This window comes from Pseudomonas sp. R3-52-08, from assembly GCF_003851745.1.
Taxonomy (GTDB): domain Bacteria; phylum Pseudomonadota; class Gammaproteobacteria; order Pseudomonadales; family Pseudomonadaceae; genus Aquipseudomonas.
Window position 1 is genome coordinate 1910474 of sequence record NZ_CP027730.1, and the last position, 15041, is coordinate 1925514.

Consider the following 15041-nt stretch of genomic DNA (forward strand, 5'->3'; position numbering starts at 1 on the left):
CTGGGTGATGGGCATCGGGAGCAAGCCCCCTCCCACAGTTGACCGAGTTCCAACATGAGAATGCGGTCAACTGTGGGAGGGGGCTTGCTCCCGATAGCGGTATGTCAGGCGACCCAAACAAAAACGGCCTCCACTAAGGGAGGCCGTTTTCAATACAGCTGGGCAATGCTTACTTGCGATCTTCCAGCTTGGTAATGTCACGCGACTCGTAGCCGGTGTACAGCTGGCGCGGGCGGCCAATCTTGTACGGGCTCGAGAGCATTTCCTTCCAGTGGGAGATCCAGCCCACGGTCCGCGCCAGGGCGAAGATCACGGTGAACATGCTGGTTGGAATGCCGATCGCCTTGAGGATGATCCCCGAGTAGAAGTCGACGTTCGGGTACAGCGAGCGTTCGATGAAGTATGGGTCGGTCAGGGCGATCTCTTCCAGGCGCATAGCCAGTTCGAGTTGCGGGTCGTTCTTGATGCCCAGTTCCTTCAACACTTCGTCGCAGGTCTGTTTCATTACGGTGGCGCGCGGGTCGCGATTTTTGTAGACCCGGTGACCGAAGCCCATCAACTTGAACGGATCGTTCTTGTCCTTGGCCTTGGCGATGAAGGTGTCGATGTTGGACACATCGCCGATTTCATCGAGCATGGTCAAGACGGCTTCGTTCGCACCGCCGTGGGCAGGGCCCCACAACGCGGCGATACCGGCGGCGATACAGGCGAACGGGTTGGCACCCGACGAACCTGCCAGGCGCACAGTAGAGGTGGAGGCGTTCTGCTCGTGGTCGGCGTGGAGGATGAAGATCCGGTCCATTGCCTTGGCTAGCACCGGGCTGATCGGTTTGATCTCGCACGGGGTGTTGAACATCATGTGCAGGAAGTTTTCCGCGTACGTCAGGTCGTTGCGCGGGTACATCATGGGTTGGCCCATGGAATACTTGTAAACCATCGCGGCCAGGGTTGGCATCTTGGCGACCAGGCGGATCGCGGAAATTTCGCGATGCTCGGCGTTATTGATGTCCAGAGAGTCGTGATAGAAGGCCGACAGGGCGCCGACCACGCCGCACATGACGGCCATCGGGTGGGCGTCGCGACGGAAGCCGTTGAAGAAGGTCTTCAACTGCTCGTGAACCATGGTGTGGTTCTTCACGGTGCTGACGAACTGGGCCTTTTGCTCAGCTGTTGGCAGTTCGCCATTTAGCAGCAGGTAGCAGGTTTCCAGGTAGTCCGACTGTTCAGCCAGTTGTTCGATCGGGTAGCCGCGGTGCAGCAGGATGCCATTGTCGCCGTCGATATAGGTGATCTTCGACTCGCAAGAGGCGGTCGACATGAAGCCTGGGTCGAAAGTGAAACGGCCCGTGGCCGTCAGGCCCCGTACGTCGATAACATCGGGACCAACGGTGCCGGTTAAAATGGGCAGCTCGACGGGGGCTGCGCCCTCGATGATCAACTGCGCTTTTTTGTCAGCCATGTGGCCTCCTATTTATGCTTCAAATCATCAGACAGACCCCCCACGCAGGGCCCGCACCACTATAGTGAGATAAATTCAGATGTCAATTTGCCTAAAGTCTTGCTCCAGAAGGCTTTAACCGTACTTTTTCGTCGAAATTGCCTGCCATTTACGCCTTTTATCGCGTCAGCGCAATCAGCTATTAGGGTGAGGTGTGCGCGTTGTCATTAGTAACCTAACTGTCTATACTCGGCCACCGACCGCCAAGGGCTTTTGGGCTTGCTTTCATTGGGGGTCGCACTCCCTGGGTGGTGCTTACCTGACCAGTCGCACTCCCCAACAACTTTGCCCTGATTGTTAGGGGCTCTTCAGTGTGAAAAAAAGCCGTGAATAGCCAACGACCTGTAAACCTAGACCTAAGGACCATCAAACTCCCCATCACCGGCGTTACGTCGTTCCTGCACCGTGTTTCCGGCATCATCCTGTTCCTGGGCCTGGGCATCATGCTTTACGCATTGAGCAAATCCCTGGGTTCCGCGGAAGGTTACGCCGAGGTGAAGGCAACCTTGACCAGCCCACTGGCCAAGTTCGTAGCGTGGGGCCTGCTGTCCGCTCTGCTGTATCACCTGGTAGCCGGTGTGCGCCACTTGATCATGGATGCGGGTATCGGTGAGACGCTGGAAGGCGGCCGCCTGGGCTCGAAAATCATCATCGCCATTTCCGTGGTGCTGATCGTTCTGGCAGGAGTTTGGATATGGTAACCAGCGTAACGAATCTGTCGCGTTCGGGCCTCTATGACTGGATGGCACAGCGTGTGTCTGCGGTCGTTCTCGCGGCTTATTTCATTTTCCTGATCGGATACCTCGTCGCAAACCCGGGCATCGGCTATGAGCAATGGCACGGCCTGTTCGCCCACAATGCGATGCGAATCTTCAGTCTGCTGGCCCTTGTGGCCCTGGGCGCTCACGCCTGGGTCGGCATGTGGACCATCGCGACCGACTACCTGACGCCAATGGCGCTGGGCAAGTCCGCGACCGCAGTCCGTTTCCTCTTCCAGGCAGTATGCGGCATCGCGATGTTCGCTTACTTCGTCTGGGGTGTGCAGATTCTTTGGGGTATCTGATTCATGGCTAACATTCCTACTATTTCATTCGACGCCATCATTATTGGTGGCGGCGGTGCCGGCATGCGCGCTGCGCTGCAGCTGGCCCAGGGTGGCCACAAAACCGCCGTGATCACCAAGGTGTTCCCGACGCGTTCGCACACCGTATCGGCCCAGGGTGGCATTACCTGCGCTATCGCCTCCGCCGACCCGAACGATGACTGGCGCTGGCACATGTACGATACCGTCAAGGGTTCCGACTACATCGGTGACCAGGACGCTATCGAATACATGTGTCAGGAAGGCCCGGCTGCGGTGTTCGAGCTGGACCACATGGGTCTGCCGTTCTCCCGTACCGAGCAAGGCCGTATCTACCAGCGTCCGTTTGGCGGCCAGTCCAAGGACTATGGTAAAGGTGGCCAGGCTGCCCGTACCTGCGCCGCGTCCGACCGTACCGGTCACGCGCTGCTGCACACTCTTTATCAGGGCAACCTGAAAGCCGGTACCACGTTCCTGAACGAGTACTACGCTGTCGATCTGGTGAAGAACGGCAAGGGCGAGTTCGTCGGCGTGATCGCCATCTGCATCGAAACCGGTGAAACCACCTACATCCGCGCCAAGGCTACCGTGCTGGCGACTGGCGGTGCAGGCCGTATCTACGCGTCGACCACCAATGCCCTGATCAACACCGGTGACGGCGTCGGCATGGCACTGCGTGCAGGCGTACCGGTGCAAGACATCGAAATGTGGCAGTTCCACCCGACCGGCATCGCCGGCGCCGGTGTACTGGTGACCGAAGGTTGCCGTGGTGAAGGTGGCTACCTGATCAACAAGCACGGCGAGCGTTTCATGGAGCGTTATGCGCCGAACGCGAAAGACCTTGCTGGTCGTGACGTCGTGGCCCGTTCGATGGTCAAGGAAATCATCGCCGGCAACGGCTGTGGCCCGAACGGCGACCACGTACTGCTCAAGCTCGATCACCTGGGCGAAGAAGTGCTGCACAGCCGTCTGCCAGGTATCTGCGAGCTGTCCAAGACCTTTGCTCACGTTGACCCGGTGGTTGCGCCGGTGCCAGTGGTTCCGACTTGCCACTATATGATGGGCGGCGTGCCGACCAACATTCATGGCCAGGCAATCACCCAGAACGCCGATGGTGTGGACGAGATCATCCATGGTCTGTTCGCGGTAGGCGAAGTGGCCTGCGTATCGGTTCACGGTGCCAACCGCCTGGGCGGCAACTCGCTGCTCGACCTGGTGGTATTCGGCCGCGCTGCCGGCTTGCACCTGGAAAAAGCTCTGACCGACGGCATCGAATACGATGACGCCACCGACGCCAACATCGAAGCCGCCCTGGCGCGCCTGAACGCTCTGAACGAGCGCACTGACGGCGAAGACGTGGCAACCCTGCGTCGCGAGCTGCAAAGCTGCATGCAGAACTACTTCGGTGTGTTCCGTACCGGCGAATACATGCAGAAGGGCATCGCCCAGCTGGCCGACCTGCGCACGCGCATCGCCAACGTCAAGATCAACGATAAGAGCCAGGCGTTCAACACCGCGCGTATCGAAGCCCTTGAGCTGCAAAACCTGCTGGAAGTGGCAGAAGCGACTGCGATCGCCGCCGAGGTTCGTAAGGAATCCCGTGGTGCCCACGCTCGTGAAGACTTTGAAGACCGCGACGACGAGAACTGGTTGTGCCACACCCTGTACTTCCCGGGTGACAAGCGCGTAACCAAGCGTGCCGTGAACTTCTCGCCGAAGACGGTGCCGACGTTTGAACCGAAGATTCGGACTTACTAAGGGTGGCTGCCATGTTGAAAGTCAGTGTTTACCGCTACAACCCTGATCAGGACGCCGCGCCGTTCATGCAGGAGTTCCAGGTCGATACCGGTGGTAAAGACCTGATGGTGCTGGATGTACTGGCACTGATCAAAGAGCAGGACGAAGGTTTCTCCTATCGTCGCTCTTGCCGTGAAGGTGTGTGCGGTTCCGACGGCATGAACATCAACGGCAAAAACGGCCTGGCGTGCATCACGCCGCTGTCCGCCGTGGTCAAGGGCAACAAGCTGATCGTTCGTCCACTGCCAGGTTTGCCGGTTATCCGTGACCTGGTTGTCGATATGAGCATCTTCTACAAGCAATACGAGAAAGTTAAGCCATTCCTGCAGAACGACACGCCGGCTCCGGCCATCGAGCGTCTGCAGTCCCCGGAAGAGCGTGAAAAACTCGACGGCCTGTACGAGTGCATCCTGTGCGCTTGCTGCTCGACGTCCTGCCCGTCCTTCTGGTGGAACCCGGACAAGTTCCTGGGCCCGGCTGCACTGCTGCAAGCCTACCGCTTCCTGGCAGACAGCCGCGACACCAAGACGTCCGAGCGTCTGGCTTCACTGGATGACCCGTTCAGCGTATTCCGCTGCCGCGGGATCATGAACTGCGTCAACGTATGTCCCAAAGGCCTGAACCCGACTAAGGCCATTGGTCACATCCGTAACATGCTGCTGCAAAGCGGCGTGTAACTGACGTAAAAGCAGGACCGTTGTGCCCGTAAATGCTGCGGCGCAGGCTTCAACCGGCGCCGTAGTTTTAACTTGAGCAGCGACTTACAAAGCCGCGGCTCTTATTTTGAAGAAATGAGACAAGCAGGGGCATTCGGGTTGGTACCCGAACTATCAGCGTGATCCTAAGTGGCTTGTTTTGGTCGCTGCACTTGGCCTTTTGCAAGCAAACTCGGTGTTTTCGCCGGTGGTGTCCCCAAATCGAGGGTGACCAAGCATGCAAGAAAGCGTGATGCAGCGCATGTGGAACAGCGGCTATCTTTCAGGTGGTAACGCTGCCTATGTGGAAGAGCTTTATGAGCTCTACCTGCACGACCCTAACGCTGTGCCAGAAGAATGGCGCACCAAATTTCAGACGTTGTCTTCAGACGGCAACGCTGCCACCGATGTATCGCATGCTGCGATTCGCGATCATTTCGTGTTGCTGGCAAAGAACCAGCGCCGCGCCCAACCGGTTTCCGCCGGCAGCGTGAGCAGTGAGCACGAGAAGAAGCAAGTTGAAGTACTGCGACTGATCCAGGCTTACCGGATGCGTGGCCACCAGGCGGCCCAGCTTGACCCGCTGGGGCTCTGGCAGCGTCCTGCACCTGCTGACCTGTCGATCAATCATTACGGCTTGACCAATGCCGATCTTGATACGACCTTCCGTGCCGGCGACCTGTTCATCGGCAAAGAGGAAGCGAGCCTACGCGAAATTCACGAAGCGTTGCAGCAGACATATTGCCGCACCATCGGCGCTGAGTTCACGCACATCACCGATTCCGAGCAACGCCAGTGGTTCCAGCACCGCCTGGAAGGCGTGCGTGGCCGTCCGGTATTGTCCGCCGATGTGCGCAGCCACCTGCTCGAGCGCGTGACTGCCGCTGAAGGTCTCGAAAAATACCTGGGTACCAAATACCCGGGCACCAAGCGTTTCGGCCTGGAAGGCGGCGAAAGCCTGATTCCGATGCTCGACGAGCTGATCCAGCGTTCCGGTTCCTACGGCACCAAGGAAGTCGTGATCGGCATGGCTCACCGTGGCCGCTTGAACGTGTTGGTCAATACCTTCGGCAAGAACCCGCGCGAGCTGTTCGACGAGTTCGAAGGCAAGAAGAAGGTCGAGCTGGGTTCCGGTGACGTTAAATACCACCAGGGCTTCTCGTCCAACGTCATGACCACCGGCGGTGAAGTTCACTTGGCCATGGCCTTCAACCCCTCCCACCTGGAAATCGTTTCTCCAGTGGTCGAGGGTTCGGTGCGCGCTCGCCAGGATCGTCGTAACGACACCACGGGTGAAAAGGTGCTGCCGATTTCCATCCACGGTGACGCGGCGTTCGCTGGCCAAGGCGTGGTCCTGGAAACGTTCCAGATGTCGCAGACTCGCGGCTTCAAGACCGGCGGTACGGTTCACATCGTCATCAACAACCAGGTTGGCTTCACCATCAGCAACCCGCTGGATGCGCGCTCCACCGAGTACGCCACCGACGTTGCCAAGATGATCCAGGCGCCGATTCTCCATGTGAATGGTGATGATCCGGAAGCCGTACTGTTCGTGACCCAACTGGCTGTCGACTACCGCATGCAATTCAAGCGTGACGTGGTGATCGACCTGGTTTGCTACCGCCGTCGCGGTCACAACGAAGCGGACGAACCAAGCGGCACCCAGCCGTTGATGTACCAGCAGATCACCAAGCAGCGCACCACCCGTGAGCTGTACGCCGAAAGCCTGACCAAGGCCGGCGTGCTGGATGATGCGCGTGTTCAGGCGAAAATCGATGAATACCGCAACGCGCTGGATAACGGCCTGCATGTAGTGAAGAGCCTGGTCAAAGAGCCGAACAAAGAGCTGTTCGTCGACTGGCGTCCGTACCTGGGTCATACCTGGACCGCACGCCATGACACCAGCTTCGACTTGAAGACTTTGCAGGAGTTGTCTGCCAAGTTGCTGGAGATCCCTGAAGGGTTCGTGGTTCAGCGCCAGGTTGCGAAGATCTACGAAGACCGTCAGAAGATGCAAGCCGGCGGCCTGCCGATCAACTGGGGTTACGCCGAAACCATGGCGTACGCAACCCTGGCGTTCGAAGGTCACCCGATCCGCATGACCGGCCAGGACATCGGCCGCGGTACGTTCTCGCACCGTCATGCCGTGTTGCACAACCAGAAAGACGCGGGCACCTACATCCCGTTGCAGAACCTGTACGAAGGCCAGCCACGTTTCGACCTGTACGATTCGTTCCTGTCCGAAGAAGCCGTACTGGCGTTCGAATACGGCTACTCCACCACCACGCCGCAGGCGCTGGTGATCTGGGAAGCCCAGTTCGGCGACTTCGCCAACGGTGCCCAGGTGGTTATCGACCAGTTCATCACCAGCGGCGAGCACAAGTGGGGCCGTCTGTGCGGTCTGACCATGTTGTTGCCCCATGGTTATGAAGGCCAGGGTCCGGAGCACTCCTCGGCCCGTCTGGAGCGTTACCTGCAGTTGTGCGCCGAGCACAACATCCAGGTGTGCGTACCGACGACCCCGGCGCAGATTTACCACTTGCTGCGTCGCCAGGTAATCCGCCCGCTGCGCAAGCCGCTGGTCGTGTTGACTCCCAAATCGCTGTTGCGTCACAAATTGGCCGTTTCGACCCTGGAAGACCTGGCCGAAGGTTCGTTCCAGACCGTTATTCCAGAAATCGATACGCTGGACGCCGCCAAGGTCACTCGCCTGATCCTGTGCAGCGGCAAGGTCTACTACGATCTGCTGGAAAAACGCCGTGCCGAAGGCCGCGAAGACATCGCCATCGTGCGTATCGAGCAGCTTTACCCGTTCCCGGAAGATGACCTCATGGAGATCATCGCGCCTTACACCAACCTCACGAATGTCGTGTGGTGTCAGGAAGAACCGATGAACCAGGGCGCCTGGTACAGCAGCCAGCATCACCTGCGTCGCAGCATCGGCAACCACAACAAGGCTTTGGGCCTGGAGTACGCCGGTCGTGATGCATCTGCTGCACCTGCTTGTGGCTACGCGTCGATGCACGCCGAGCAGCAGGAAAAACTGCTGCAAGATGCTTTCACTGTTTAACGCCTTCGCGCTGACTGAAACCGAATTTTAAGGACCTACAGATAATGGCTATCGAAATCAAAGCCCCGTCATTCCCGGAATCGGTTGCCGATGGCACCGTTGCCACTTGGCACAAGAAACCAGGCGAGGCCGTCAAGCGTGACGACCTGATCGTCGACATCGAGACCGACAAGGTTGTGCTGGAAGTGCTGGCCGAAGCCGACGGCGTGCTGGGCGCGATCGTTGCAGAAGAAGGCGCTACCGTTCTGTCGAACCAGGTACTGGGCTCGATCGAAGAGGGCAGCGCTGCTGCCGCGCCTGCCGCTGCCGCACCGGCTGCCGCTGCCGCTGCCTCTGCTGCCCCGGCCGCCGCTCCGGCTGCAGGTGGCGAAGACCCAATCGCTGCACCGGCTGCGCGTCAACTGGCTGAAGAGAACGGTATCAACCTGGCTTCCATCAAAGGCACCGGCAAAGACGGCCGTGTTACCAAGGAAGACGTGGTTGCTGCTATTGAAGCCAAGAAAAACGCTCCGGCTGCCGCACCTGCCAAGGCCGCTGCTCCAGCTGCCGCCGCGCCTGTATTCGCCGCCGGCGACCGCACCGAGAAGCGCGTACCGATGACCCGTGTACGTGCCACCGTGGCCAAGCGCCTGGTTGAAGCTCAGTCGAACATGGCGATGCTGACCACGTTCAACGAAGTCGACATGACCGAAGTCATGGCCCTGCGTTCGAAGTACAAGGATCTGTTCGAGAAGTCCCACAACGGCGTGCGCCTGGGCTTCATGTCGTTCTTCGTGAAAGCGGCCACCGAAGCGCTGAAGCGCTTCCCGGCAGTCAACGCTTCCATCGACGGCGCCGACATCGTTTACCATGGTTATGCAGACATCGGCGTTGCCGTGTCCAGTGACCGTGGCCTGGTGGTTCCGGTTCTGCGTAACGCCGAGCTGATGAGCCTGGCCGAAATCGAAGGCGGCATCGCCGGCTTCGGCAAGAAAGCCCGTGACGGCAAGCTGACCATCGACGAGATGACCGGCGGTACCTTCACCATCACCAACGGTGGTACCTTCGGTTCGATGATGTCGACGCCGATCGTCAACCCACCGCAAGCTGCGATCCTGGGCATGCACAACATCATCCAGCGTCCGATGGCCATCAATGGCCAGGTCGTGATCCGCCCAATGATGTACCTGGCGCTGTCTTACGATCACCGCCTGATCGATGGTAAAGAAGCCGTGACGTTCCTGGTGACCATCAAGAACCTGCTGGAAGACCCGGCTCGCCTGCTTCTGGATATCTAAAAAGCAGCTGCAGGTCGCAAGCTGCAAGCGCCAAGCCCAAAGCGGCGAGCGGTGCTTTCAACTTGCGGCTTGCGGCTTGTAGCTTGCAGCTAAAAAGGGAACCTTTTTATGACACAGAAATTTGACGTTGTAGTGATTGGTGCAGGCCCTGGCGGCTATGTTGCCGCCATCAAGGCCGCACAACTGGGCCTCTCGACTGCTTGCATCGAAAAGTACACCGACAAGGAAGGCAAACTGGCGCTGGGTGGTACCTGCCTGAACGTGGGTTGCATTCCGTCCAAGGCGCTGCTGGACAGCTCCTGGAAATTCCACGAAGCCCAGGATGGCTTCGCGATTCACGGTATCAACCATGCTGGCGTGACCATGGACGTGCCAGCGATGGTCGGCCGTAAAGCCAACATCGTCAAAGGCCTGACTTCCGGCGTTGCCACCTTGTTCAAGGCCAACGGCGTTACTTCCCTGCAAGGTCACGGCAAACTGCTGGCCGGCAAGAAAGTTGAAATCACCAAGCCGGACGGCTCGGTTGAAGTCATCGAAGCCGAGAACGTGATCCTGGCACCGGGTTCGCGTCCAATCGACATTCCACCGGCTCCAGTCGATCAGAACGTGATCGTTGATTCGACCGGCGCCCTGGAATTCCAGGCCGTACCTAAGCGCCTGGGCGTCATCGGCGCCGGTGTCATCGGCCTGGAACTGGGTTCGGTATGGTCGCGCCTGGGTTCCGAAGTGACCGTGCTCGAAGCCTTGGACACGTTCCTGCTGGCTGCCGACACCGCCGTGTCCAAGGAAGCCTACAAGACCCTGACCAAGCAAGGTCTGGACATCAAGCTTGGCGCCCGTGTTACCGGTTCTAAAGTCAACGGCGAAGAAGTGGTCGTGACCTACACCGACAAGGAAGGCGAGCAGACCATCACCTTCGACAAGCTGATCGTAGCCGTTGGTCGCCGTCCAGTGACCACCGATCTGCTGGCTTCCGACAGCGGCGTGAGCATCGATGAGCGTGGTTTCATCCACGTTGACGATCACTGCGCAACCACCGTACCGGGCGTTTACGCGATCGGCGACGTGGTTCGTGGCATGATGCTGGCCCACAAGGCTTCCGAAGAAGGCATCATGGTTGTCGAGCGCATCAAGGGTCACAAGACCCAGATGAACTACGACCTGATTCCATCGGTTATCTACACCCACCCGGAAATTGCATGGGTCGGCAAGAACGAACAGCAGTTGAAAGCTGAAGGCGTTGAAGTTAACGTCGGCACCTTCCCGTTTGCCGCTTCTGGCCGTGCCATGGCAGCCAACGACACCGGTGGTTTTGTCAAAGTCATCGCTGATGCCAAGACTGACCGCGTATTGGGCGTCCACGTGATTGGCCCAAGCGCTGCAGAACTGGTTCAGCAAGGCGCTATCGGTATGGAATTCGGCACCAGCGCCGAAGACCTGGGCATGATGGTCTTCTCCCATCCGACCCTGTCCGAAGCGTTGCACGAAGCAGCGTTGGCTGTGAATGGCGGCGCCATCCACATCGCCAACCGCAAGAAGCGCTAAGCGAGATAATAAGAAACCACGGCGGAGTTGCCCGTCGTGAGCCTTGCGCGCAAGACTCACCGCGGAATATCCGCTGGACGCAGCCTTGCGCAGCTTTACGGGCCATAAGCCCTGCAAGTTGCGCAAGCAGCAGTCACAGGTGGCGCGGCACTCATAATGAGCGCAGCGCCGAATGCGCAGTACCTAACGAAGACGGTAAAAAGCATGAATCTTCACGAGTATCAGGGTAAGCAGCTGTTCGCTGAATACGGCCTGCCAGTTTCCAAGGGCTACGCAGTAGACACCCCGGAAGCAGCAGCAGAAGCTTGCGACAAAATCGGCGGCAGCGAGTGGGTTGTCAAAGCCCAGGTCCACGCCGGTGGTCGCGGTAAAGCGGGCGGCGTTAAGCTGGTTCGCAGCAAAGAAGACGCCAAGGCCTTCGCACAGCAGTGGCTGGGCAAGCGTCTGGTGACTTACCAGACTGATGCCAATGGCCAGCCAGTCACCAAGATCCTGGTTGAATCGTGCACTGATATCGCTAAAGAGCTGTACCTGGGCGCTGTCGTTGACCGTTCGAGCCGTCGCATCGTGTTCATGGCCTCCACCGAAGGTGGCGTGGACATCGAGAAAATCGCTCACGAAACCCCAGAAAAAATTCTGAAAGCCACTATCGATCCACTGGTTGGCGCTCAGCCATTCCAGGGTCGCGAGCTGGCTTTCCAGCTGGGCCTGGAAGGCAAGCAAGTTGCCCAGTTCGCCAAGATCTTCGTCGGTCTGGCCAAACTGTTCCAGGATCACGATCTGGCCCTGCTGGAAGTGAACCCGCTGGTGATCAAGGCTGACGGCGATCTGCATTGCCTCGACGCCAAGATCAACATCGACGCCAACGCCATGTACCGTCAGCCTAAGCTGAAGACTTTCCATGATCCGTCCCAGGACGATCCGCGCGAAGCGCACGCTGCCAAGTTCGAACTGAACTACGTAGCCCTGGAAGGTAACATCGGTTGCATGGTCAACGGTGCTGGCCTGGCCATGGGTACCATGGACATCGTCAACCTGCATGGCGGCAAACCAGCCAACTTCCTCGACGTAGGTGGTGGCGCTACCAAGGAACGCGTTACCGAAGCGTTCAAGATCATCCTGTCCGACTCCAACGTCGCTGCAGTACTGGTCAACATCTTCGGCGGCATCGTTCGTTGCGACATGATTGCCGAAGGCATCATCGGTGCAGTGAAAGAAGTTGGCGTTAAAATCCCGGTTGTTGTTCGCCTTGAAGGTAACAACGCTGAACTGGGCGCTAAAGTACTGGCAGAAAGCGGTTTGAACATCATCGCGGCTACCAGCCTGACCGACGCTGCTCAACAAGTTGTCAAAGCTGCGGAGGGCAAATAATGAGCGTCCTGATCAATAAAGACACCAAAGTTATCTGCCAGGGTATTACCGGTTCGCAAGGTAGTTTCCACACCCAGCAAGCCATCGAATACGGCACCAAGATGGTTGGCGGCGTAACTCCGGGCAAAGGCGGCACCGAGCACCTGGGTCTGCCAGTGTTCAACACCGTGAAAGAAGCTGTAGACACCACTGGCGCTACCGCCAGCGTGATCTACGTTCCAGCACCTTTCTGCAAAGATTCCATCCTGGAAGCGGCATTCGGCGGCATCAAGCTGATCGTGTGCATCACTGAAGGCATTCCTACCCTGGACATGCTGGACGCTAAAGTTAAGTGCGACGAGCTGGGCGTTGTCCTGATCGGCCCTAACTGCCCAGGCGTGATCACTCCAGGCGAATGCAAGATCGGCATCATGCCAGGTCACATTCACTTGCCAGGCAAAGTCGGTATCGTTTCCCGTTCCGGCACCCTGACCTACGAAGCTGTGAAGCAGACCACTGACGCCGGTTTCGGTCAGTCGACTTGCGTCGGCATCGGCGGTGACCCGATCCCAGGCTCCAACTTCATCGACATCCTGAAGCTGTTCCAGGAAGACCCGAAGACCGAAGCGATCGTCATGATCGGTGAGATCGGCGGTTCGGCTGAAGAAGAAGCCGCTGCCTACATCAAGGCACACGTGACCAAGCCGGTTGTTTCCTACATCGCTGGTGTGACTGCCCCCGCAGGCAAGCGCATGGGCCATGCTGGCGCAATCATCTCTGGCGGCAAGGGCACTGCAGACGAGAAGTTTGCTGCCCTGGAAGACGCAGGCGTGAAAACCGTGCGTTCGCTGGCAGACATCGGCAAGGCTTTGTCCGAGCTGACCGGTTGGGCTGTCAAGTAAGCCTCTCGCTTAGCTGACGCTTTACCAGCAAAGGCCACCTTCGGGTGGCCTTTGTGCATGTCGGGCTCGGTAACATGCCTGCGACGGGTAGAGATCCAAATGTGGGAGGGGGCTTGCCCCCGATTGCGAAGTTTTAGTCAGGATGATGTGACTGAGCCACCGCTATCGGGAGCAAGCCCCCTCCCACATTTTTGTCTGTATTGCCAAATTAAGTATGAAAACACGACATTGAAATGTCGCTTATCGGACAGTTCGCCCTGCAACAGTGCGTTTGTCAGGCTAATTCTGTACCCTAGCCGCCTCTTTATGCGTGCGCCTCCCAAAAGGAAGCCCCGCGCTGGACCGGTCGGTCCCGATCAGGACCGGCAGCCTTTCCCTCATCCATAGGGAAGCCCTCTCTAAATTCCGATTCAGTAGTGTGGTATTTCCTCAAATGAAAGTGTTGAAAAGCCAGGATATCCTGGCGTTGGGCTTTATGACCTTTGCCCTGTTCGTGGGCGCCGGCAACATCATCTTCCCGCCCATTGTGGGCTTGCAGTCCGGGCCACACGTCTGGATGGCCGCCTTAGGGTTCCTGATTACGGCAGTTGGCCTGCCGGTCGTCACCGTGATCGCACTGGCCAAGGTCGGCGGCGGTATGGATGCGCTGAGCAGCCCGATCGGCAAAATCGCCGGCGGCCTGCTCGCGGCGGCGGCGTACCTGGCGGTCGGGCCGCTGTTCGCCACGCCACGTACCGCCACCGTTTCGTTCGAAGTGGGCCTGGCGCCGCTGACCGGCGAAAGCCCGCTGGCGCTGTTCCTGTACAGCTCGGTGTATTTCCTGGTGGTGTTTTTCGTGTCGCTGTACCCAGGGCGCCTGCTGGACACCGTGGGGCGTTTCCTCGCGCCGCTGAAGATCATCGCCCTGGCCATCCTTGGCATCGCCGCGTTTGCCTTGCCGGCCGGTGAAGTCGGTGTCGCCACGCCGGAATACGTCGCTGCGCCATTCTCCCAGGGCTTTATCAATGGCTACCTGACCATGGATACCCTGGGTGCGCTGGTATTTGGCATTGTCATCGTCAACGCGATTCGCTCCCGTGGCGTGGAGTCGCCCAAGCTGATCACGCGTTACGCGATCATTGCCGGGCTGATTGCCGGCGTGGGTCTGGCGCTGGTGTACATCAGCCTGTTCCGCCTCGGCTCGGGCAGCCATGCCGTGGCCGCAGGTGCCAGCAACGGTGCCGCAGTGCTGCACGCCTATGTGCAACATACCTTCGGCTCACTGGGCAGCGGTTTCCTGGCGGTGCTGATTTCCCTGGCGTGCCTGGTCACCGCCGTGGGCCTGACCTGCGCCTGCGCCGAGTACTTCAGCCGTGTGCTGCCGCTGTCCTACAAGACCCTGGTGGTGATCCTCGCGCTGTTCTCGCTGTTCGTGTCCAACCTGGGCCTGACCAAGCTGATCGCGTTCTCCATCCCGGTGCTCACCGCGATCTACCCGCCGTGCATCGTGTTGGTGGCCCTGAGCTTCTGTAAGGATTTCTGGCAGGAGCAGGGCCGTATCGTTGGCCCGGTCATGCTGGTGTCGTTTATCTTTGGCTGCATCGATGCGCTCAAGGGCGCGGGCCTGGCGGATTGGATGCCGTCGCAACTGATGCACCTGCCGTTGAGCGAGCAGGGCCTGGCGTGGTTGGTGCCATCGGTGATGATCCTGGTGGTGGCGGTGGTGGTGGATCGCATGCTGGGAAAACGCAGCGAAGCCATCGCGTAGTACCGGTTTCAACGCATTGATGAAATGCCCCGTATCAATCGATACGGGGCATTTTTTATGGGCGTCATGCAGTGTCTTT

At 58.8% G+C, this 15041-nt stretch carries 11 protein-coding genes; 10 read left to right on the forward strand and 1 reads right to left on the reverse strand.

Features of this window, described 5'->3' with window-relative positions; all coding sequences use genetic code 11:
• Positions 1-169: 169 nt before the first annotated feature.
• A complete protein-coding gene (gene gltA / locus C4J91_RS08850; protein ID WP_124361975.1) occupies positions 170-1459 on the reverse strand; it encodes a citrate synthase in 1290 nt (429 codons plus the stop codon).
• A gap of 365 nt (positions 1460-1824) precedes the next feature.
• Here gltA and sdhC point away from each other — a divergent pair, with 365 nt between their 5' ends.
• The 10 genes from sdhC to brnQ all read left to right on the forward strand — a co-directional run bounded on the left by sdhC (position 1825) and on the right by brnQ (position 14962).
• Positions 1825-2199, forward strand: a complete 375-nt coding sequence (gene sdhC / locus C4J91_RS08855) for a succinate dehydrogenase, cytochrome b556 subunit (RefSeq protein WP_124361976.1) — start codon at positions 1825-1827, stop codon at positions 2197-2199.
• Positions 2193-2561 carry a succinate dehydrogenase, hydrophobic membrane anchor protein gene (gene sdhD / locus C4J91_RS08860; RefSeq protein WP_003233245.1) on the forward strand — a complete coding sequence of 123 codons (369 nt, stop codon included), beginning with the start codon at positions 2193-2195 and terminating at the stop codon, positions 2559-2561. The genes sdhC and sdhD overlap by 7 nt, the downstream gene beginning before the upstream one ends.
• A gap of 3 nt (positions 2562-2564) precedes the next feature.
• The gene (gene sdhA / locus C4J91_RS08865) at positions 2565-4337 is read left to right on the forward strand and encodes a succinate dehydrogenase flavoprotein subunit (RefSeq protein ID WP_124361977.1); all 1773 of its coding nucleotides are present in this window, start codon (positions 2565-2567) and stop codon (positions 4335-4337) included.
• An 11-nt stretch (positions 4338-4348) separates the two neighbouring features.
• Entirely contained in the window at positions 4349-5053 is a 705-nt protein-coding gene (locus C4J91_RS08870; RefSeq protein ID WP_003172807.1) for a succinate dehydrogenase iron-sulfur subunit, read from the forward strand.
• A gap of 256 nt (positions 5054-5309) precedes the next feature.
• On the forward strand, positions 5310-8141 hold the full coding sequence (locus tag C4J91_RS08875; RefSeq protein WP_124361978.1) for a 2-oxoglutarate dehydrogenase E1 component: 2832 nt from the start codon (positions 5310-5312) through the stop codon (positions 8139-8141).
• A gap of 44 nt (positions 8142-8185) precedes the next feature.
• Positions 8186-9418 carry a 2-oxoglutarate dehydrogenase complex dihydrolipoyllysine-residue succinyltransferase gene (gene odhB / locus C4J91_RS08880; RefSeq protein ID WP_124361979.1) on the forward strand — a complete coding sequence of 411 codons (1233 nt, stop codon included), beginning with the start codon at positions 8186-8188 and terminating at the stop codon, positions 9416-9418.
• A 108-nt stretch (positions 9419-9526) separates the two neighbouring features.
• Entirely contained in the window at positions 9527-10963 is a 1437-nt protein-coding gene (gene lpdA / locus C4J91_RS08885) for a dihydrolipoyl dehydrogenase (RefSeq protein ID WP_065949127.1), read from the forward strand.
• Positions 10964-11167: 204 nt separating this feature from the next.
• Positions 11168-12334, forward strand: coding sequence for an ADP-forming succinate--CoA ligase subunit beta (sucC, locus tag C4J91_RS08890; protein WP_003190011.1), 1167 nt, complete (start codon positions 11168-11170; stop codon positions 12332-12334).
• Complete coding sequence (gene sucD / locus C4J91_RS08895; RefSeq protein ID WP_124361980.1) at positions 12334-13215, forward strand: succinate--CoA ligase subunit alpha; 882 nt, start codon at positions 12334-12336, stop codon at positions 13213-13215. The genes sucC and sucD overlap by 1 nt, the downstream gene beginning before the upstream one ends.
• Positions 13216-13648: 433 nt before the next feature.
• The gene (brnQ, locus tag C4J91_RS08900) at positions 13649-14962 is read left to right on the forward strand and encodes a branched-chain amino acid transport system II carrier protein (RefSeq protein ID WP_124361981.1); all 1314 of its coding nucleotides are present in this window, start codon (positions 13649-13651) and stop codon (positions 14960-14962) included.
• Positions 14963-15041 lie beyond the last annotated feature (79 nt).